Source organism: Streptomyces sp. NPDC015661 (assembly GCF_043077765.1).
In the GTDB taxonomy this organism is placed as follows: domain Bacteria; phylum Actinomycetota; class Actinomycetes; order Streptomycetales; family Streptomycetaceae; genus Streptomyces.
This window is the reverse complement of the sequence record NZ_JBIBST010000007.1, coordinates 373,845-392,186: the sequence shown is the minus strand read 5'-3', so window position 1 is coordinate 392,186 and position 18,342 is coordinate 373,845. Positions and strand designations below refer to the sequence as shown.

The 18,342-nt window shown below is 71.9% G+C and carries 18 protein-coding genes and 1 tRNA gene; 11 read left to right on the top strand and 8 right to left on the bottom strand.

Translation table 11 applies throughout. The features are described 5' to 3' along the window. The 6 genes from eboE (at window position 1) to ACF07V_RS21200 (ending at window position 5,269) form a co-directional block, all read left to right on the top strand. On the top strand, window positions 1–1,206 hold the full coding sequence (eboE, locus tag ACF07V_RS21225; RefSeq protein WP_392156195.1) for a metabolite traffic protein EboE: 1,206 nt from the start codon (window positions 1–3) through the stop codon (window positions 1,204–1,206). Next, window positions 1,203–2,588 carry an alkaline phosphatase family protein gene (locus tag ACF07V_RS21220; protein ID WP_392156193.1) on the top strand — a complete coding sequence of 462 codons (1,386 nt, stop codon included), beginning with the start codon at window positions 1,203–1,205 and terminating at the stop codon, window positions 2,586–2,588. The genes eboE and ACF07V_RS21220 overlap by 4 nt, the downstream gene beginning before the upstream one ends. A 58-nt stretch (window positions 2,589–2,646) precedes the next feature. Next, complete coding sequence (locus ACF07V_RS21215) at window positions 2,647–3,714, top strand: sugar phosphate isomerase/epimerase family protein (RefSeq protein WP_392156191.1); 1,068 nt, start codon at window positions 2,647–2,649, stop codon at window positions 3,712–3,714. A 199-nt stretch (window positions 3,715–3,913) separates the two neighbouring features. Further along, window positions 3,914–4,001: transfer RNA gene (locus tag ACF07V_RS21210), tRNA-Leu, on the top strand. A 102-nt stretch (window positions 4,002–4,103) separates the two neighbouring features. Next, window positions 4,104–4,466, top strand: a complete 363-nt coding sequence (locus ACF07V_RS21205; RefSeq protein ID WP_392156190.1) for a zinc ribbon domain-containing protein YjdM — start codon at window positions 4,104–4,106, stop codon at window positions 4,464–4,466. A 101-nt stretch (window positions 4,467–4,567) separates the two neighbouring features. Further along, window positions 4,568–5,269: a hypothetical protein gene (locus ACF07V_RS21200; RefSeq protein ID WP_392156189.1), complete on the top strand. Its 702-nt coding sequence runs from the start codon at window positions 4,568–4,570 to the stop codon at window positions 5,267–5,269. A 9-nt stretch (window positions 5,270–5,278) separates the two neighbouring features. Here ACF07V_RS21200 and ACF07V_RS21195 read toward each other — a convergent pair whose 3' ends face one another. From ACF07V_RS21195 to ACF07V_RS21185, 3 genes are read right to left on the bottom strand one after another with little or no spacing between them, the layout of a single operon-like run. Continuing rightward, on the bottom strand, window positions 5,279–5,989 hold the full coding sequence (locus ACF07V_RS21195; protein ID WP_392156188.1) for a class I SAM-dependent methyltransferase: 711 nt from the start codon (window positions 5,987–5,989) through the stop codon (window positions 5,279–5,281). 53 nt (window positions 5,990–6,042) lie between these two features. Further along, window positions 6,043–6,519, bottom strand: a complete 477-nt coding sequence (locus ACF07V_RS21190; protein ID WP_392156187.1) for a hypothetical protein — start codon at window positions 6,517–6,519, stop codon at window positions 6,043–6,045. After that, window positions 6,513–6,944, bottom strand: a complete 432-nt coding sequence (locus ACF07V_RS21185) for an ATP-binding protein (protein ID WP_392156186.1) — start codon at window positions 6,942–6,944, stop codon at window positions 6,513–6,515. The genes ACF07V_RS21190 and ACF07V_RS21185 overlap by 7 nt, the downstream gene beginning before the upstream one ends. 271 nt (window positions 6,945–7,215) lie before the next feature. Here ACF07V_RS21185 and ACF07V_RS21180 point away from each other — a divergent pair, with 271 nt between their 5' ends. The 3 genes from ACF07V_RS21180 (at window position 7,216) to ACF07V_RS21170 (ending at window position 9,221) form a co-directional block, all read left to right on the top strand. After that, entirely contained in the window at window positions 7,216–8,091 is an 876-nt protein-coding gene (locus tag ACF07V_RS21180; RefSeq protein ID WP_392156185.1) for a helix-turn-helix domain-containing protein, read from the top strand. Next, the gene (locus ACF07V_RS21175; protein ID WP_015037566.1) at window positions 8,092–8,328 is read left to right on the top strand and encodes a DUF397 domain-containing protein; all 237 of its coding nucleotides are present in this window, start codon (window positions 8,092–8,094) and stop codon (window positions 8,326–8,328) included. Between the two features lie 74 nt (window positions 8,329–8,402). After that, window positions 8,403–9,221: an SAM-dependent methyltransferase gene (locus ACF07V_RS21170; protein WP_392156183.1), complete on the top strand. Its 819-nt coding sequence runs from the start codon at window positions 8,403–8,405 to the stop codon at window positions 9,219–9,221. A 66-nt stretch (window positions 9,222–9,287) separates the two neighbouring features. On the opposite strand, the gene ACF07V_RS21165 is transcribed toward ACF07V_RS21170, so the two are convergent. Both ACF07V_RS21165 and ACF07V_RS21160 read right to left on the bottom strand, forming a co-directional pair. Beyond that, entirely contained in the window at window positions 9,288–11,183 is a 1,896-nt protein-coding gene (locus ACF07V_RS21165) for a M64 family metallopeptidase (protein ID WP_392156181.1), read from the bottom strand. A 73-nt stretch (window positions 11,184–11,256) separates the two neighbouring features. Further along, window positions 11,257–12,600, bottom strand: a complete 1,344-nt coding sequence (locus tag ACF07V_RS21160) for a 6-phospho-beta-glucosidase (RefSeq protein ID WP_392156179.1) — start codon at window positions 12,598–12,600, stop codon at window positions 11,257–11,259. A gap of 114 nt (window positions 12,601–12,714) precedes the next feature. Here ACF07V_RS21160 and ACF07V_RS21155 point away from each other — a divergent pair, with 114 nt between their 5' ends. Then, window positions 12,715–13,158, top strand: a complete 444-nt coding sequence (locus ACF07V_RS21155) for a YchJ family protein (RefSeq protein ID WP_392156177.1) — start codon at window positions 12,715–12,717, stop codon at window positions 13,156–13,158. Window positions 13,159–13,247: 89 nt separating this feature from the next. Here the strand turns inward: ACF07V_RS21155 and ACF07V_RS21150 are convergent, their stop codons facing one another. The 3 genes from ACF07V_RS21150 to ACF07V_RS21140 all read right to left on the bottom strand — a co-directional run bounded on the left by ACF07V_RS21150 (window position 13,248) and on the right by ACF07V_RS21140 (window position 17,141). Continuing rightward, complete coding sequence (locus tag ACF07V_RS21150) at window positions 13,248–15,341, bottom strand: MDR family MFS transporter (RefSeq protein WP_392156175.1); 2,094 nt, start codon at window positions 15,339–15,341, stop codon at window positions 13,248–13,250. A 64-nt stretch (window positions 15,342–15,405) separates the two neighbouring features. Continuing rightward, the gene (locus tag ACF07V_RS21145; protein ID WP_221518607.1) at window positions 15,406–15,600 is read right to left on the bottom strand and encodes a hypothetical protein; all 195 of its coding nucleotides are present in this window, start codon (window positions 15,598–15,600) and stop codon (window positions 15,406–15,408) included. Window positions 15,601–16,082: 482 nt separating this feature from the next. Beyond that, the gene (locus ACF07V_RS21140) at window positions 16,083–17,141 is read right to left on the bottom strand and encodes an ATP-dependent DNA ligase (protein WP_392156173.1); all 1,059 of its coding nucleotides are present in this window, start codon (window positions 17,139–17,141) and stop codon (window positions 16,083–16,085) included. 52 nt (window positions 17,142–17,193) lie between these two features. Here ACF07V_RS21140 and ligD point away from each other — a divergent pair, with 52 nt between their 5' ends. After that, a complete protein-coding gene (gene ligD, locus ACF07V_RS21135; RefSeq protein WP_392156171.1) occupies window positions 17,194–18,225 on the top strand; it encodes a non-homologous end-joining DNA ligase in 1,032 nt (343 codons plus the stop codon). Window positions 18,226–18,342: the final 117 nt, after the last annotated feature.

Genomic DNA, 18,342 nt, shown 5'->3' with positions numbered 1-18,342 from the left:
ATGCGCTTCCGGCACCCCGACGGCTCCACCGTCCACCTCGCCTACTGCACCAACGTCCACCCGGCGGAGAGCCTCGACGGCGTCCTCGCCCAGCTCCGCGACCACTGCGAACCGGTCCGCCGCCGCCTCGGCCGCGACCGCCTCGGCATCGGCCTCTGGCTCGCCAGGGACGCCGCGCGCTCCCTGACCGCCGACCCGGCCTCGCTCCGGGCCCTGCGCGCCGAACTCGACCGCCGGGGCCTCGAAGTGGTCACCCTGAACGGCTTCCCCTACGAGGGCTTCGGCGCCGACGAGGTCAAGTACCGCGTCTACCGGCCCGACTGGACCCGCCCCGAACGCCTCGCCCACACCACCGACCTGGCCCACCTCCTCGCCGCGCTCCTCCCCGAGGACGTCACCGAAGGCTCCGTCTCCACCCTGCCGCTCGCCTGGCGGACCGGCTGGACCGCCCGGGCCGCCGCCACCGCCCACACCGCGCTGACCACCCTCGCCACCCGCCTCGACGCCCTGGAGGAGCTCACCGGGAAGAGCATCCGGATCGGCCTCGAACCCGAACCCGGCTGCACCGTCGAGACCGTCGCGGACGCCGTCGCCGCCCTCACCGCCGCCCCCGGCCTCCGCGGTCCCCGGATCGGCGTCTGCCTCGACACCTGCCACCTCGCGACCTCCTTCGAGGACCCGCGCACCGCCCTGGAATCGCTCGCCGCCGCCGGCATCACCGTCCCCAAGGCCCAGCTCTCCGCCGCCCTGCACGCCGAGCACCCGCACCTCCCCGAGGTCAGGACCGCGCTCGCCGCCTTCACGGAACCCCGCTTCCTCCACCAGACCCGCACCAGGACCGCCGCCGGACTGCGCGGCACCGACGACCTCCCCGAGGCCCTCGCCACCCGGCACCCCGGTCCCGAGGCCGCCGGCCCCGGACTCCCCGACGCGACACCGTGGCGCGCCCACTTCCACGTACCCCTGCACGCTCCCCCCGCCCCTCCGCTCGCCTCCACGCTGCCCGTCCTCCGGGACGCGCTCGCCCTCCTCGTCGGCGGCCCGCGCCCCCGCACCCGCCACCTGGAGGTCGAGACCTACACCTGGCAGGTCCTCCCTCCCGACCGGCGCCCCCGCACCCGGGCCCGGCTCGCCGACGGCATCGCCGCCGAACTGACCCTGGCCCGCGACCTGCTGACCGACCTCGGCCTCAAGGAACTGCCATGACCGACAAGCGGCCCACCCCCCTCCTGGTCCTCGACGTCGTCGGCCTCACCCCACGACTCCTCCCGCACATGCCCCATCTCGCCGCCCTCGCCCGCAGCGGCTCCCAGGCCCCGCTCTCCACCGTCCTGCCCGCCGTCACCTGCACCGCCCAGACCACCTTCCTCACCGGCACCCTCCCCGCCGAGCACGGCATCGTCGGCAACGGCTGGTACTTCCGCGAACTGGGCGACGTCCTGCTGTGGCGCCAGCACAACGGCCTCGTCGCCGGCGACCGCCTCTGGGACGCCGCCCGCCGCGCCCACCCCGGCTACACCGTCGCCAACATCTGCTGGTGGTACGCCATGGGCGCCGACACCGACATCACCGTCACCCCCCGGCCCGTCTACTACGCCGACGGACGCAAGGAACCCGACTGCTACACCCGGCCCCCCGCCCTCCACGACGAACTCACCGAGAAGTTCGGCACCTTCCCCCTCTTCCACTTCTGGGGCCCCGGCGCCGACCTCGTCTCCAGCCGGTGGATCGTCGACGCCACCCGGCACATCCTCCGCACCCGCCGCCCGGACCTCGCCCTCTGCTACGTCCCGCACCTCGACTACGACCTCCAGCGCTACGGCCCCGACGATCCGCGCTCCTTCCGCGCCGCGGCCGAGCTCGACACCGTCCTCGCCCCGCTCCTCGCCGACGCCCGTGCCGAGGGACGCACGGTCGTCGCCCTCTCCGAGTACGGCATCACCCGCGCCGACCGGCCCGTCGACATCAACCGCGCCCTGCGCCGCGCCGGCCTCCTGGAGGTCCACACCCAGGACGGCATGGAGTACCTGGACCCCATGACCTCCCGGGCCTTCGCCGTGGCCGACCACCAGATCGCACACGTCTACGTCCGCCGCCCCGGCGACCTGCCGGCCGTGCGGGAAGCGCTCGCGGACCTTCCCGGTCTGGACACGCTCCTCGACGACGACGGCAAGAAGGAACACGGCCTCGACCACCCGCGCTCGGGGGAGCTGGTCGCCCTCGCCGAGCACGACTCCTGGTTCACGTACTACTACTGGCTCGACGACGACCGCGCCCCCGACTTCGCCCGGCTCGTCGAGATCCACCGCAAGCCCGGCTACGACCCCGCCGAACTGCTCATGGACCCGCTCGATCCGTACGTCCGGATCAGGGCGGCCAAGGAGATCGCCCGCAAGAAGCTCGGCATGCGCTACCGGCTCGCGGTCGTCCCTCTCGACCCGTCATCTCTTCGCGGCAGCCATGGCCGCCTCCCCACGAGCGAGGACGAAAGTCCGCTCATTCTGTGCTCCACCCCCCGCGCCGTAAGCGGCCGCGTCGCGGCCACCGATGTGAAGAACCTGCTGCTCAGGCTGGCCGGAGTCGCGTGAGGCCCCGACCGGATTCCAGTGAAGCAGACCCCGACGACAGCCAAGGAGTTATCCACAGATGAGTCTCATCCGCCGCACCGGCCGTACCGACACCGCCGCCGACCCCGAGCTCGGCCGAAGGCTCAGCAGGAGGAACATGCTGGGCGTCGCCGCCGGCGCGACCGCCGCCGCGCTCCTCGGCGCCGCGTCGCCCGCCGCGGCGGCCGGCGCCGCCGACCCCGCGACCCAGGGGGAGGGGCTCGGCCGTCCCGTCCTGCCGCCCGGCCGCCTCGGCATCCAGCTCTACTCGCTGCGCGACAAGGTCGCCACCCTCGGTTTCGCCGCCGTCTTCGCCGAACTGCAGAAGTACGGCTACGACGAGGTCGAGTACGCCGGATACGGCCAGGGCGCGGCCGGCCCGCTGACCCTCGCCGAGCTGAGGAGCCTCACCCGTGACCACGGGCTGCGGGCCATCGGCAGCCACGTCGGCTACTACGCCACCGACCCCGCCGCGTACACCTTCGCCCAGAACCTCGACCGGGTCCTCGACGACGCCGCCGCCCTCGGCCTGCCGCACATCGGCACGGCCTCCGGACCCTGGCGCTACGGCCCCACCGTGGACGGCTGGAAGCGCTGTGCCGAGGAGTTCAACCGCTTCGGCGAGGAGGCGCGCAAGCGGGGCATGAAGTTCTACCAGCACAACCACTCGGAGGAGTTCTCCTTCGCCACCGACCGCCCGGACGTCCGGCTCTACGACGTCCTCCTCGCGGAGACCGACCCCGAGCTCGTGCACCTGGAGATGGACATCTTCTGGGCGTACGTCGGCCAGTACCGCTACTCCGTACGTCCGGACGGCACCCCCGCGCCGTTCGATCCGCTCGACTACGTCCTGGCTCAGCCGGAGCGCTATCCGCTCTTCCACGTGAAGGACGGGGACCGCGACGACTCGGTCGTCCCCTACGGCTACCGGATGACGGACGTGGGGGACGGGGACATCGACTACCGGCGCTTCATCTCGGCGGTCAACCGCACCCACCACGGCAGGAACGCCCACCACTGGCAGACCGAGCGCGACAACCCCGTCGACTCCCTGACCTTCGCCCGCAGGTCCGGCGAGCACCTCCACTCCCTGCGAGAGAAGGGCTGACCGGGGCCCGACGCCCCCGTCACCCTGGACGTACGGGGACGAGCACTCCGTACGGGGGGTGGGGCGGTCCGGGCCGGATCGGGGTCGATGAGGCCGTCCCACCCCACTGACCATGGAAAACGCTGGTGAAAGGCACCTCGAACCCCTGGTAGAGTTATCTCTGTCGCCGCGGGGGAAACCCCGGAGCGACAGACACCTTGTCCGGGTGGCGGAATGGCAGACGCGCTAGCTTGAGGTGCTAGTGCCCTTTATCGGGCGTGGGGGTTCAAGTCCCCCCTCGGACACCACGCGAAAGTGCCGGTCGATCTCGTATCGACCGGCATTTCGCGTTGTCCACAGAGGGGCATCGCCCGAGGTCGGCGGGGGTGGACGGCGCCTATCCTGGGGGAGTGAACGAGAACATTCCCCCCTGCCCCCAGTGCTCCAGCGAGTACACCTACGAGATGAACAATCTGGTGGTGTGCCCGGAGTGCGGCCACGAGTGGGTTCCCGCCGCCGAGGGCGCCACCGGCTCCGCCGAGGCCACCGGGGAGCGTGTGATCAAGGACGCCGTCGGCAACGTGCTCAGCGACGGCGACACCGTGACCGTCGTCAAGGCGCTCAAGGTCAAGGGCAACCCGTCCGGCATCAAGGCCGGCACCAAGGTCCGCAACATCCGCCTCGTCGACGGCGTCGACGGTCACGACATCGACTGCCGCATCGACGGCTTCGGCGCGATGCAGCTCAAGTCGAGCGTGGTGAAGAAGGCCTGACGCGACCCCGTCCCCCGCGGTGACACCCACCGCGCGGGGCGCCCGCCTCCGTCCTACGCTGAGGTGATCGCACGTCGCCCACCGAGCGGCGGAGGCATCCCATGGCCGACGGCACCGACGGCAGCACCCCCTCAGGGCCACCTCCTTCCGGTCCGCCCTCCGGCCCCCTGAGCGGCCCGCCCCCGCGGAGACCCGCAGGGAGGTGGACCGTCCTGGCCCTGCTGATCGGCGGGATCGGGCTCGTCGTGGGCGTCTTCGGCATCCTCATGGGCGCGGGGGCCTTCGACGGCGGTGGGCGGGCCACGGGGGAGACCCCGGGACCGTCATCACCGACCACGCCCCCGTCCCGGAGTGCCGAGAGCACCGCGCCCCCCGCACCGACGGCCCGGCTCTCCGACGACGGTGTGCACGCCTTCGGTGGGACGCAGAAGTACGGGGACGGGGTCGAGGTGACGGTGTCGGCGCCGAGGACGTTCTCGCCGTCGCAGGGTGCTTCGGGGCACAAGGCCGGGAACCAGGCCGTGGCGGTGGACGTGGCCGTGCGGAACGGCAGCGGCGGGCGGCTCGACCTCGGGGGTGTCGTGGTGACGGGGCGGGACGCGGAGGGCAGGGAGCTCGCGCGCGTCTTCGACGCGGAGCCGCCGCCCGTGCTCGGGCTGCACGGCACACTGCTCCCGGGCCGGAAGGCCGTCGGCGTGTACGGCTTCGACCTGCCGCCGGGTTCGGCGATGGCGGTCGACATAGAGGTCGCCCTCGGCTTCGACGGCAGGCCCTCCGCCTTCTGGGGCGGCCGGATCCCGTGACGGGCCCCCCTACGCCTTCCGCGCCACCACCAGCCGGCAGCGCGGGCTGCCGTCCTCTCGGCGGCCCAGGGGTTCGAGCGGGGTGAGGCTGACATCGAAGCCCGATTCCCGCAGGCGCGTGAGGACGTCCGCCAGGCGGAAGGTGCGGTAGTACATGACGAACGGCGGGCGCCAGACGGCGTTCCGCACGCGCATCGCCGCGTCGAAGCCCCACAGGGTCCAGTAGACGCGGGAGCCGACCGGGGGCGGGGCCGGGAGGGGGAACGCGAAGGTGCCGCCGGGGCGCAGCGCGGCGTGGACCTGCGTGAAGAGGGTGCGCTGGGCGGCCGGGAGGAAGTGCCCGAAGGCGCCGAAGCTGACGGCCAGGTCGAAGACGGGGGCGAACGGGAGCGCCAGGGCGTCGGCGCGGACCAGGTCGGCGGTCGGGTGGGCGTTCCGGGCCCGGGTCAGCATGCCCGTACTGAAGTCGACGCCCATGACGCGGCCCGCGCAGACGGAGCGGAGGACGCCGAGCCCGGCGCCGGTCCCGCAGCAGACGTCGAGGCCGGAGTCGAAGGGGCCGAGGGTCTCCAGGGTGTGGGCGACCGCGGTCAGGAGCCGGTCGGAGGTGCGGAAGGGGGTCGCGTCGAACTTGTTCGCGAGCAGGTCGTAGCCGTGCTCGACCGAGGAGAGGGCCTGGACGGTCAGCTCGCGGAGGCTGGGACCCTGCGGGGTGAACATGGCATCGAGCCTAGCCGGATCGCGGTGACCGTTTTCGCCACGCACCGTACGTGTCAGAGCGCGCTGCGTACCGGCGGTGCCGGCCAGGACGGGGCGATGCCCGTCAGTTGGCAGACGAGGAGGTAGAGGGGGATCGGCGGGGTGTAGGGGGAGGTGCCGTCGGGGTGGTGGATGAGGCGGGGGCCGCGGTCCGGGATCTCGGCGCCGGGGGCGTAGCAGGCGGGGAGGGGCCAGGTGAGGTCGTGGTCGGAGCCGGCGGGGACGAGCCACCACCACCAGTCGGAGTCGGCGTAGACGCAGCCCTTGGCGGGGAGCCGGGAGAGGATCTTGAAGCCGAAGCGGGCGGGGACGCCGACGGCGTCGCAGCCGAGGCCGGTGTGGAGCCCGACGGGGACGGTGAGGCGGGTGGCGTCGAGTTCTCCTGCCCGTGTCCGGGTGCGGAGGGACTCCGGTGAGCGGCGCTGGGTCGGTACGACGGTGGTGTCGGGGCCCTTGAGGCTGCGCGGGATGATGCGGAGGGACCTCAGCACGGTTCCCCCATGCCGTGGGCGAGTTCCGCCCAGACGATCTGTGCGGTGCCGTGGCCGGTGCGGTCGGCGCCCCAGGCGGAGCAGAGCGCGTCGACGATGAGGAGGCCGCGGCCACGTTCCTCCTCGCCGCAGTCGCGTATCCGCGGTCCGGCGGGGCCGCCCTCGTCCCGTACGGATATTCGCAGGGTCTCCTCGCCTTCGCGGAGTTCGCAGACGATGCGGTCGCTCGCGGTGTGTACGACGGCGTTGGTGACGAGTTCGGAGACGACGAGTGCGACGGTGTCGCGTATCTCGGGGTCGCAGCCCCAGAGGATGAGCCGTTCTTCGGCGAGCCTGCGGGCGCGGGCCACGGAGGAGGTGAGGGCCGGGAGCTCGAAGGCGAAGCGGCGGACGGGGTCGGTGTGCTGCTGTGGGCGCTGGGCCATGACCCGAGGGGCTCGAGGGCTCATGAGACCTGAGGGCTGCGCGTTACCAGAAGCCACGACCGGTTCCTCACAACAGTGGGCAGGACTGCCGTACGGCGCTGTCGCCGTGGCGCGGTGGCGCACGGCGGCAGCGTGTACTGGTTCACCGGAACACTGTCCTCCTGAGTCGGACACTTGGCAAGTGGCACTCTGGAAATTGCAGAGTGCTGTGTTCTCTCTGGCCCGGCTTCGTGGCACACTCGTCGAAACAGTGCGTCGGGGAGGTCTGAGAGTGAGCGAGCCGCGGTCCGCCCCGACGGTGGGACAGGTCGTCCTCGGAAAGCGTCTGCAGGACCTGCGCGAGCGGGCCGGTATGAAGCGGGAAGAGGCGGCGAAGATCCTGCGGGTGGCCCCGGCCACCGTCCGGCGGATGGAGACCGCCGAGGTCGCGCTGAAGATTCCGTACGTGCAGCTCCTGTTGAAGGAGTACGGGATCACGGACTCCGAGGCCGAGGGCTTCGTCGCCCTCGCGGAGGAGGCCAACCTCCCCGGCTGGTGGCAGCGGTTCCACGACGTGCTGCCCGGCTGGTTCTCCATGTACGTCAGCCTGGAGGGGGCCGCGAGCCTCATCCGGGCCTATGAACCCCAGTTCGTCCCCGGTCTGCTCCAGACCGAGGAGTACGCCCGCGCCATTCTGCGCAGCGGGGCGGTCGGTGGCGGCAGCGATGCCGGCAAGGACGAGGACGCCGAGCGCCATGTAGCCCTGCGGATGGAGCGCCAGTCCCTGCTGACCAGGGACGACGCTCCGAAGCTCTGGGTGATCATGGACGAGACGGTGTTCCGCCGACCGGTCGGCGACGGGCCCGAGGTGATGCGCGACCAGCTCGACCGGCTGCTCGAGGCGTCAGAGCTGCCGAACGTCACCCTGCAGATCGCGGAGTTCGCGTCCGGCCACCATCCCGGCACCTACGGTCCGTTCGTCCTCTTCCGCTTCGCCATGCCCGAACTCCCGGACATGGTCTACAGCGAGTACCTGACCGGCGCCGTCTACCTCGACGCGCGTCCCGAGGTGGCGTCCCACCTGGAGGTCATGGACCGCATGGCGGCGCAGGCCGCGACTGCACAACGCACGAAGGAGATTCTCCGCAATCTCCGCAAGGAGCTGTGAATGGATCGCATATACAACGGCATGCCCGCCGCTGAGCTCGGTGCCGAGGGTTGGCACAAGCCCTGGAGCGGCGGGAACGGGGGCAACTGCGTGGAGGCCATGAAGCTGGCCGACGGCAGAGTCGCCGTGCGACAGTCCGCAGACCCTGAAGGACCAGCGCTCATCTACACCCACGGGGAGATCGCCGCTTTCATCCAGGGCGCCAAATCAGGCCAGGCTGACTTTCTGCTCACCTGACCTCTTCCGTCCCACCCCTACCATCGCGTAACTCTTGTTGCAGTGCCACCCGTTCGACCCGACCAGGAGAGCCGATGACCCAGGAACCCGCAGCCCCACAGGGCGGACAGACCATCGACACCAGCAAGCCGCATCCGGCGCGCATGTACGACTGGTTCCTGGGCGGCAAGGACAACTACCCGGTCGACGAGGCGATGGCACGCCAGCTGCTCACCGTGGACGCCCGGGGACGGGACATGGCCCGCGTCAACCGGGCGTTCATGCACCGCGCCATCCGCTGGCTCAGCGCCAACGGCGTCCGCCAGTACCTGGACGTCGGCACGGGCATCCCGACCGAGCCCAACCTGCACCAGATCGCGCAGCAGGCCGCGCCGGAGTCCCGCATCGTCTACTGCGACAACGACCCGATCGTGCTCGCGCACGCGGCCGCCCTGCTGCGCTCGACCCCGGAGGGGGCCACCGAGTACATCCAGGCGGACGCCCGCGAGCCCGAGGTCATCCTCGAAAGGGCCGGAAAGGTCCTTGATTTCGACCAGCCCATCGCACTGTCGATGCTCGCCCTCCTGCACTTCGTGGGGGACGAGGACGGCGCGTACGAACTGGTCTCCAAGATCGTCGACAAGCTCGCGCCGGGCAGCTATCTCGTCCTCTCCCACGTCACCGGGGACTTCGACCCCGAGGGCGCGGCGAAGGCGAGCGCCATGTACAAGGCGCGCGGGCTGACCCTGCGGCCCCGCTCGCGCGACGAGCTGGCCGCGTTCTTCGACGGCCTCGAGTTCGTCGAGCCCGGGGTCTCGCTCACCGCCGAGTGGCACCCGGAGCTGGGCGAGCCCGTGCCGGTCCAGGGCGACGACCCCATCCCGGGGTGGGCCGCGGTGGCCCGCAAGCCCTGACCCGTACCGACCGCGGACGAGGAGGCCCGCCCGGAAGTTCCGGGCGGGCCTCCTCGTCTTCCTCGTCTACCGCTCCGGCTCCACCAGCGTCACCAGGAAGCTCTGCGCCCGGCCGATGTTGCCGGCCGCGTCGACCGTCCGGTACTCGACGGTGTGCGTGCCGTAGTCCGGGGTCGCGTCGTCCCACGGCACCGCCCGGCTCCGGCCCAGCTTCCCGTACACCAGGTCGTCGACGACCGTGCCGCCCGGCGAGAAGAGGAAGGGCGCGGAGGCGTCCGTCGGCCAGCCGTAGTACGTGTACCAGCCGTCGCCGTCGACTCGGAACTGGCTGACCACGGCGCCCTCCTGGTCGTCCCGCGTGGTCAGCCGCATCGTGAACGCGCCGTCGTAGACGTACTCCACGGGGCGCCCGGGACGCCGTACCGTCCGCAGCGGTTCGGACAGTTCGTACGCCGCCGTGGCCGGGCGGGCGTCCACCGTCCAGCTCAACTCCTTTTCCGTGCCCGCGAGACGGGCCGTGAGGGTGTGCGTTCCCGGCGTGATCCGCAGCGAACGCAGCTCCAGGTCACGGTCGTTGCTTCCGGCCGTCGCGACTGGGCGCCCGTCCAGGAGCCAGCGCACGGCCGGGGTCCCGTCCACCGTGTGGGTGGTGTCCGCGTGGACGACGCTCCGGGCGCCGACGGGGGACCCGGTCGGGGTGTGCCCGGTGAAGCCGGGCTCCTCCGGACTCCGTACGGTGGTCAGCGAGGCGTCCACCGTCCAGTCGACGGTCCGGGTGAGCGCCGTCGAGGCGCGGACCGCCGGGTCGCGGACGAAGGGCGTCGGATCGGTGACCGTCGCCGTCAGGGTGTGCGTGCCGGGGGAGACCGTCAGCCTCCGCAGATCGACCGTGCGGGCGCCGTCGGTGTCGAGGCCCCGCCCGTCCAGCTTCCAGGTGACGGAGAGCGCGCCGCCCACCGGGTGCAGGGTGTCCACCCACACCGTGCGGTCCGCCCCGATCGGAGCCGTGTTCGGGGTGTGGTCCTGGACCAGGTTCACCTTCGCCGAGATCGCCCGGACCATCACCTCGCGCTCCACCTGGTCGAAGGCGTAGCCGAGGGTCTTCATGAGGGAGTGCCTGCTCGGGCGCCAGACGCCCTTCGTGCTGTACATGCCGCCCTGGTGGCGGCCGATGACCCCGCCGGACTCGCTCTCCTCGCCCAGCCAGCGCCACCACTTGGCCTGCTGCTCCCGCATCTGGCGCTCCGTCAGGAGCGTGTGATGGGCGGAGGACGGCTCGGGGCCTTCGTAGGCCCCGCCCGGTACGCCGCGCGCGTAGTAGTCGTACTCGTCCTGGAGGCCGCCGAGCGAATGCCCTATCTCGTGCGGGGTGATGAGCGAGGAGAGCGCGTTGCCGCCGGAGGCCGTGGCGTAACTCCCGCCCGCGCCGCCGTAGGTGGAGCTGTGGGCGAGGGCGACGATCTGGCGGTTGGCGCGGCTCGTGCCGGGGACGAGGTCGGCGAGCGCGGCGGCCTTCCGGCCGTCGACGGTGAGCAGCCGCTGCACGCTGTCCGGATCGCAGCCGCCCCAGAAGCCCATGTCGAGCGCCGTGTCGCGGGCGGGGGCGGTGAGGCCCGGGTCGCAGTCCACGCCGGACTCCGCCGAGGGGGCCTCCACCGCCCACACGTTGATGTACGAGCGGTAGGAGGCGAAGGGCTCGATGCTCCACAGGGTGTTCAGGTGCCGTTCCAGGTCCGCGCGGAAGGCCGGCATCTCCGCCGCGGTGTAGCCGTCGCCCATGAACACCAGGTTGAACCTGCGGTCGGCGGGCCCGGTGGTCTGTACGGGGACGACGGCCGGCCCCTCACCGGACGTGGGTGTCCCGGCGGCCGCCGGTGCTGTTCCCAGCAGGCCGGCGGCCAACAGACAGACCGCGGCGAGGCGCGCCGCCGCACCGCGAACTCCCTTGCGCTGTGAGGTCATGGGGCGCGAGCCTAGGCCGCGCCCCCGGCCTCGTAAAGATGTTCGTCAGCCGTCCGTTCGTCGCCCGGCCATCTCAGCTTCGAAGCCAGGCAAGTCCCGGGTGCTCCGCCGTGTACCCCTCCACGAGACGTCGGGCCACCGCCACCGAGTCCACCAGCGGATGCAGCGCGAAGGCCTTGACGGCCGTCGCCCGCGAGCCGCTCTCCACCGCGGCGAGGACCTCGCGCTCCACCGCCTTCACGGCGGTCACCAGACCGACGGCGTGGTACGGCAGCGGGGCCACCGACACCGGATGGGCGCCGTTCGCGTCCACGAAGCACGGCACCTCGATCACCGCGTCCGCGTCGAGGACGGAGAGCGTCGAACCGTTGCGGACGTTGAGGATCAGGGTCGTGCGCTCGTCCCGGGCGATCGCCCGCATGAGCGCGAGCGCCACCTTCTCGTAGCCGCCCGACTCCAGGTCCTCCTCGTCGCGCTCCCCGATCCCGGCGGCCTCCCGGTTGGCGGCCATGTACGTGGCCTCGCGGTCCGCGAGCGTACGGTGCCAGGTGGCCAGGGCGGGGGTGTCGGGCTTGCCCATCTCCTCGTAGAAGGAGCCCTGCTGGTCGCGCAGATACGCCCCGCGCGTCCGCTCGGCCGTCCGGTAGGCGTGGACCGCCTCCCGGTTGAAGTAGTAGTAGTGCAGGTACTCGTTGGGGATCGCGCCGAGCGAGCGCAGCCACTCCGGGCCGAAGAGCCGGCCCTCCTCGAAGGAGCCGAGCGCCTCCTCGTCGGCGAGCAGCCGCGGCAGCACGTCCTGCCCGCCGACCCGGAGTCCCCGCAGCCAGCCCAGGTGGTTGAGGCCCACGTAGTCGATCCAGGCCTCGTCCGGGTTCGCGCCCAGGATGCGGGCGACCCGGCGGCCGAGGCCCACGGGGGAGTCGCAGATGCCGACGACCCGGTCGCCGAGCACCCGGGACATCGCCTCCGTGACCAGCCCCGCCGGGTTGGTGAAGTTGATGACCCAGGCGTCGGGGGCGAGTTCGGCGATCCTCCGGGCGATGCGTACGGCCACGGGCACGGTCCGCAGCCCGTACGCGATGCCGCCCGCGCCCACCGTCTCCTGGCCGAGCACGCCCTCGGCGAGCGCGATCCGCTCGTCGGCCGCGCGGCCCTCCAGACCGCCGACCCGGATCGCGGAGAACACGAAGTCCGCTCCGCGCAGCGCCTCGTCCAGGTCCGTCGTCGCCGTCACGGCCGGCGCGTCCGGCACGCCCTCGGCCTGATCGGCGAGGACCCGGGCGATGGCCGAGAGCCGGCCGCCGTCGAGGTCGTACAGGGTGACGTGGGTGACCCGCCCCTCGGCGTGGTCGCCGAGGAGGGCGCCGTACACCAGCGGCACCCGGAATCCGCCGCCTCCGAGAATCGTCAGTTTCATGCTCGTACGCTACTCGGACGGGCCCGCTGAGCAGGGGGATTCCGGACCGCCGTCCACGGCGGCGTCCGCATGCCGGGCGTCCGCCGCTCGCGGAGGGTGGGGGACAATGACGCCATGTCCCGACGCAAGACCCGCCCCCGCACCTCCCCGGCCGCCGCGCCCGCCGTGACCGCGACCTCGCCCTGCCCCTGCGGACTCGACGCCACGTACGGCGCGTGCTGCGGCCGCTTCCACGCGGGCACCGGTGGTACGGCGCCCACCGCCGAGCTCCTCATGCGCTCCCGCTACAGCGCCTTCGTCGTCCGCGACGAGGCGTACCTGCTGCGCACCTGGGCGCCGGAGACCAGGCCGGGCGAGGTCGACTTCGACCCGGGGATGCGCTGGACGGGCCTGGAGATCGAGGAGACCGGCGAGGGCACCGCCTTCCACCAGCACGGCACCGTCACCTTCACGGCCCGGTACGTCCACGGCGGTGAGGCCGGCGCCCTGCACGAGCGGAGCCGCTTCGCCCGCCACGAGGGCGCGTGGGTGTACGTGGACGGCGACTTCGTCGACTAGCGGGAACGTTCAGCGCGTGGACGGCGAAGCCGTCGACTGGCGCGGACGCTCGGCGCGTGGACGGCGACTTCGTCGACTGGCGCGGACGCTCAGCGCGCGCCCACGCCCGCCGTCACCCGCTCCCTCGGGAGTCCGTGCGCGAGGTCCTCGGCCACGATCTTCTTGGCGATGGCGTCCGTCGCCACCCGCAGTTCGGGACCGCTGGGCCGGCCGCGCTCCTGCTCCACCTGGTCGGACAGCCAGTCGCCCCAGGCGTGGGTGATGACGTCCGCCTCGCGCTTGCCCGCCGTGGTGTGGGAGAGCAGATTGCCGTCGCGCGTCAGGAAGCCCTCGTCGACCATCCGGTCGAAGACCGGCAGCAGCACCTCCGGCGGCACCCGGCGGCCGGCCGAGATCAGGCCCAGGCTGGCGTGCCCGACGGTCCGGGTGAACAGTTCGACCTGCATGACCGCCCAGGCCCCGGCGAAGTCGAGCCGGGTGTCGGAGCCGCTGACGATCCGGCGGGCCGTGTCCAGGTCCTGGCGCCGCAGGATGCGGCCGACGGAGAGTTCGAGGAGCTTCTCCGAGTCGCCGGACATGGTGGGGGAGCCGAAGCCCTCGCCCATGTCGGGGGCGGCGGAGCGGGCCGAGTCGCGCAGCTCCACCTGCTTGAGGAAGAGGGCGACGACGAAGCCGACGGCCGCGACCGGAACCGTCCAGAGGAACACGGTCTGCAGGGTGTCGGCGTAGGCCTGGACGATCGGCTCCGCGATCCGGGACGGGAGCCCGTGCAGGCCGGCGGGGTTCTGGGCGGCCTGCGGGATTCCGGCCGGGTTCACACCGAGGCTGCTCGCGATGGTGCCGGCCTCGACGACGCCCGCCGTGAGGTTGGGCTTGAGGGAGTTGGCGTAGATCGTGCCGAAGACGGCGGTGCCGAAGGAGCTGCCGAGGGTCCGGAAGAAGGTGACTCCGGAGGTGGCGGTGCCCAGGTCGGCGTAGTCGACGGTGTTCTGCACGGCGATGGTCAGGACCTGCATGCAGAGGCCGATGCCGACGCCGAGGACGAACATGTACAGGGACTCCAGCCACGTGCCGGTGTCCGGTCCCATGAGGGAGAGGAGGTAGAGGCCGATGCCCATCACCAGGCACCCGACGATCGGGAAGGTCCGGTAGTGGCCGGTCTTGCTGACGTAGTTGCCGCTGAAGATCGAGGCGATGAGCAGGCCGACGACCATGGGGAGGGTGCGGATGCCGGACATCGTGGCCGATTCCCCGTCGACGTACTGCAGATAGGTCGGCAGGAAGGTCATGGCGCCGAGCATGGCGAAGCCGACGACGAAGCTGAGCACGGAGCAGACCGTGAAGACGGGGTTGCGGAAGAGCCGCATGGGCAGCATGGGTTCGGCGGCCCGGGTCTCCACCCAGCAGAACAGCGCCAGGGCGATGAGGCCGCCGGCGAAGAGCCCGATGATGACGCCCGAGTTCCAGGCGTACTCGTTGCCGCCCCAACTCGTCGCCAGGATCAGGGCGCTGGACCCGACGGCGACCAGCGCGATGCCGAGGTAGTCGATGACCGGCCGGCTCGCCGAGCGCACCGAGGGGATCGTCCGGGCGGCGGCGATCACGACCAGGATCGCGATCGGCACGTTCACGTAGAAGCACCAGCGCCAGGTCAGGTGGTCGGTGAACAGACCGCCGAGGAGCGGGCCGATGACGGTCGAGACGCCGAACACCGCCCCGATCGCGCCCTGGTACTTGCCGCGATCGCGCAGCGGGATCACATCGGCGATCAGCGCCATCGAGGTGACCATGAGACCGCCGGCGCCGATGCCCTGGAGGCCGCGCCAGACGATGAGCAGCGTCATGTTCGTGGCGAGTCCGCAGAGGAACGAGCCGGTGATGAAGACGACCGCGGAGATCTGGAAGATCACCTTGCGGCCGAAGAGGTCGCCGAACTTGCCGACGAGGACGGTCGCGACGGTCTCGGCCAGCAGGTACGCGGTGACCACCCACGACATGTGGGCGGCGCCGCCCAGGTCCGAGACGATCGTGGGCAGGGCGGTGCCGACGATCGTCTGGTCGAGGGCGGCGAGAAGGACGCCCAGCATGATCGTGCCGAAGACGATGTTGCGGCGGCGGCTGTCGAGCACGGGTGGCTCGGTGGCGGCCGAGGGCGCGGGCGCTGCGTCGCTGGTCGTGGTCACTCTCGCAGCGTCACACCGCCACCGCCCTCACGCATGCGGGGGACGGCCGAAGAGGTGTAACCGGTCAGGGGGTGACGGGCAGTCGGGGGTGGTGCTTGGCGAGGATCTTGTTGGCCCGTGCGAGGGCGGCGAGGGCGTGCTCGCGGTCCGCCCGGTCCTCCGCGCAGAGGGGTCCCCGGAAGCGGTACACCTCGCGCGCCGCGCAGTCCGCGTCGACCTCCGCCTGGAGGACGTGCAGCGGCAGGCAGGCGCCGATCATCGCGGCCACGCTGTCGGGGATCGGTACGGGAACGAGGCGCGAGGGCGAGGTGATCACGGGTCAGTCCTAGTCGGTCCGGGGAGGGTACGGAAGGGTCTCCACTCCATACGTACCGGATCGCGGTACGGGTTCCGGTACGGCGATGTCGCGGCCAGGCAACGGCGGAACGGGCCGCCGGAGCAGCGGGAAGATCGAACCGGGCGGCGCCGTGACCGGCGGCCGGGACGTTCCCGCAGGTACGGGGCCGGGTGGCCGGCCGCCGTACCGCGCACCCTCTCCGCGCGTCGCCCGGAAGCCCGGGGCGGGCGCGGGCGGTTCGGGCATGCCGAATGTGTGGCATCTCACGTTGCGCTCGGGCGGCTGCCGGTCGGCCGGTCGGCTGTCGGGGTGGGGGGAGGGCTACGTGAGGATCGCGGGCCAGGTCGTACGGGAGGGGGTGGGCTACGTGAGGATCTCGGCCAGGTCGTACGGGAGGGGCCGGGCTACGTGAGGATCTCGGCCAGGTCGTACGAGACGGGCTCGTCCAGCTGACCGTAGCCGCAGGACTCCGGCGTCCGGTCCGGGCGCCACCGCTTGAACTGGGCGGTGTGACGGAAGCGGTCCCCCTCCATGTGGTCGTAGCCGACCTCGCAGACCCGCTCCGGCCGCAGCGCCACCCACGACAGGTCCTTCTTGCCCGACCAGCGGCTCGGCGCCCCCGGCAGCCGGGCCCCCTCGTGCGCCGCCTCGTCCGTCCACGCGGCCCAGGGGTGCCCGTCCGGGGGGTCCATCCGGAGCGGTTCCAGCTCCTCGACGAGCTCGGCACGGCGGGCGGCGGTGAAGGCCGCGCACACGCCGACGTGCTGGAGGACGCCCCGGTCGTCGTACAGGCCGAGCAGCAGCGAGCCGACCACCGGACCGCTCTTGTGGAAGCGGTATCCGGCCACGACGACGTCGGCGGTCCGCTCGTGCTTGATCTTGTACATGAGGCGGGCGTCCGGCCGGTACGGCAGGTCGAGCGGCTTGGCGATCACCCCGTCGAGCCCGGCGCCCTCGTACTGCTCGAACCAGGTCGCGGCGAGCTCGGGGTCCCGGGTCGCCGGCGCCAGGTGAACCGGCGCGTCGACCCCGTCGAGGATCCGCTCCAGGGCCTCCCGGCGCTCGCTCAGCGGGGTGTCGAGCAGCGCGTCGTCGCCGAGGGCGAGCAGGTCGAAGGCGATGAACCGGGCCGGGGTCGTCTCCGCGAGCATCCGGACCCGGGAGTCGGCCGGATGGATCCGCTCGGAGAGCCGGTCGAAGTCGAGCCGCCCCTCGTGCTCGATGACGATCTCCCCGTCGACGACGCAGCGCTCCGGCAGCCGGGCGGAGAGGGCCTCGACCAGCTCGGGGAAGTAGCGGGTGAGCGGCTTGCCCGTACGGCTGCCGATGACGAGCTCCGGCCCGTCCCGGTGCACGATCGCGCGGAAGCCGTCCCACTTCGCCTCGTACTGCATCCCGGGCGGGATCCGCTTCACGGCCTTGGCGAGCATCGGTTTCACGGGCGGCATCACCGGAAGATCCATGCCGCGATTGTCCGGTATGCGGGAGTTGTCGGCGAGCTCTAGGCTGACCGGCATGGCAGGCAAGGCGGCAGCGGTGGAACTGGAAGTCGGCGACCGGACCGTACGGGTCTCCAACCCCGACAAGGTGTACTTCCCGGAACCCGGCTACACCAAGATCGACCTCGTCCAGTACTACCTGGCCGTCGGCGACGGCGTCACCCGCGCCCTGCGGAACCGCCCCACCACCCTGGAGCGCTACCCCGACGGGGTGACCGGCGAGTCCTTCTTCCAGAAGCGCGCCCCGAAGTACCTGCCCGACTGGATCCCCACGGCCCACATCACCTTCCCCAGCGGCCGTTCGGCCGACGAGATGTGCCCCACCGAACCCGCGGCCGTGCTCTGGGCGGCCAACCTCGGCGCCGTCACCTTCCACCCCTGGCCGGTACGCCGCGACGACACCGACCACCCCGACGAGCTGCGCATCGACCTCGACCCGCAGCCCGGCACTGACTACGCCGACGCCGTCCGGGCCGCCCACGAACTGCGCGCGGTCCTCGACGAGCACGGACTGCGCGGCTGGCCGAAGACCTCGGGCGGCCGGGGTCTCCATGTCTTCGTGCCGATCCTCCCCGAGTGGACGTTCACCCAGGTCAGACGGGCGGCGATCGCCTGTGGCCGGGAGCTGGAGCGGCGCATGCCGGACCGGGTCACGATCAAGTGGTGGAAGGAGGAGCGCGGCGAGCGGATCTTCGTCGACTACAACCAGACGGCCCGGGACCGCACGATCGCCTCCGCCTACTCCGTACGCCCCCGCCCGCACGCCCCCGTCTCGGCGCCGCTGCGGTGGGAGGAGATCGACGAGGCCGTGCCGCGGGACTTCGACATCAGGACGATGCCGGGCCGGTACGCGGAGCTCGGTGACGTCCACGCGGACATGGACGACGAGCGGTTCAGTCTGGAGTCGTTGCTGGAGCTGGCCCGGCGGGACGAGGCGGAGCACGGTCTCGGGGACCTGCCGTACCCGCCGGAGTACCCGAAGATGCCGGGCGAACCGAAGCGGGTGCAGCCGAGCCGGGCGAAGAAGGAGCCTCCCGCCGAGGGGTGAGGGCCGTGGGCGGACCGCTGGGGGTGAGGGCTGACGGCTGAGGGCCGGGACGTCTCCGGGTGGGCGTCCCGGCCCTCGTCGTTCACCCTAAAACAACACGAACGATCGTGCTAGCAT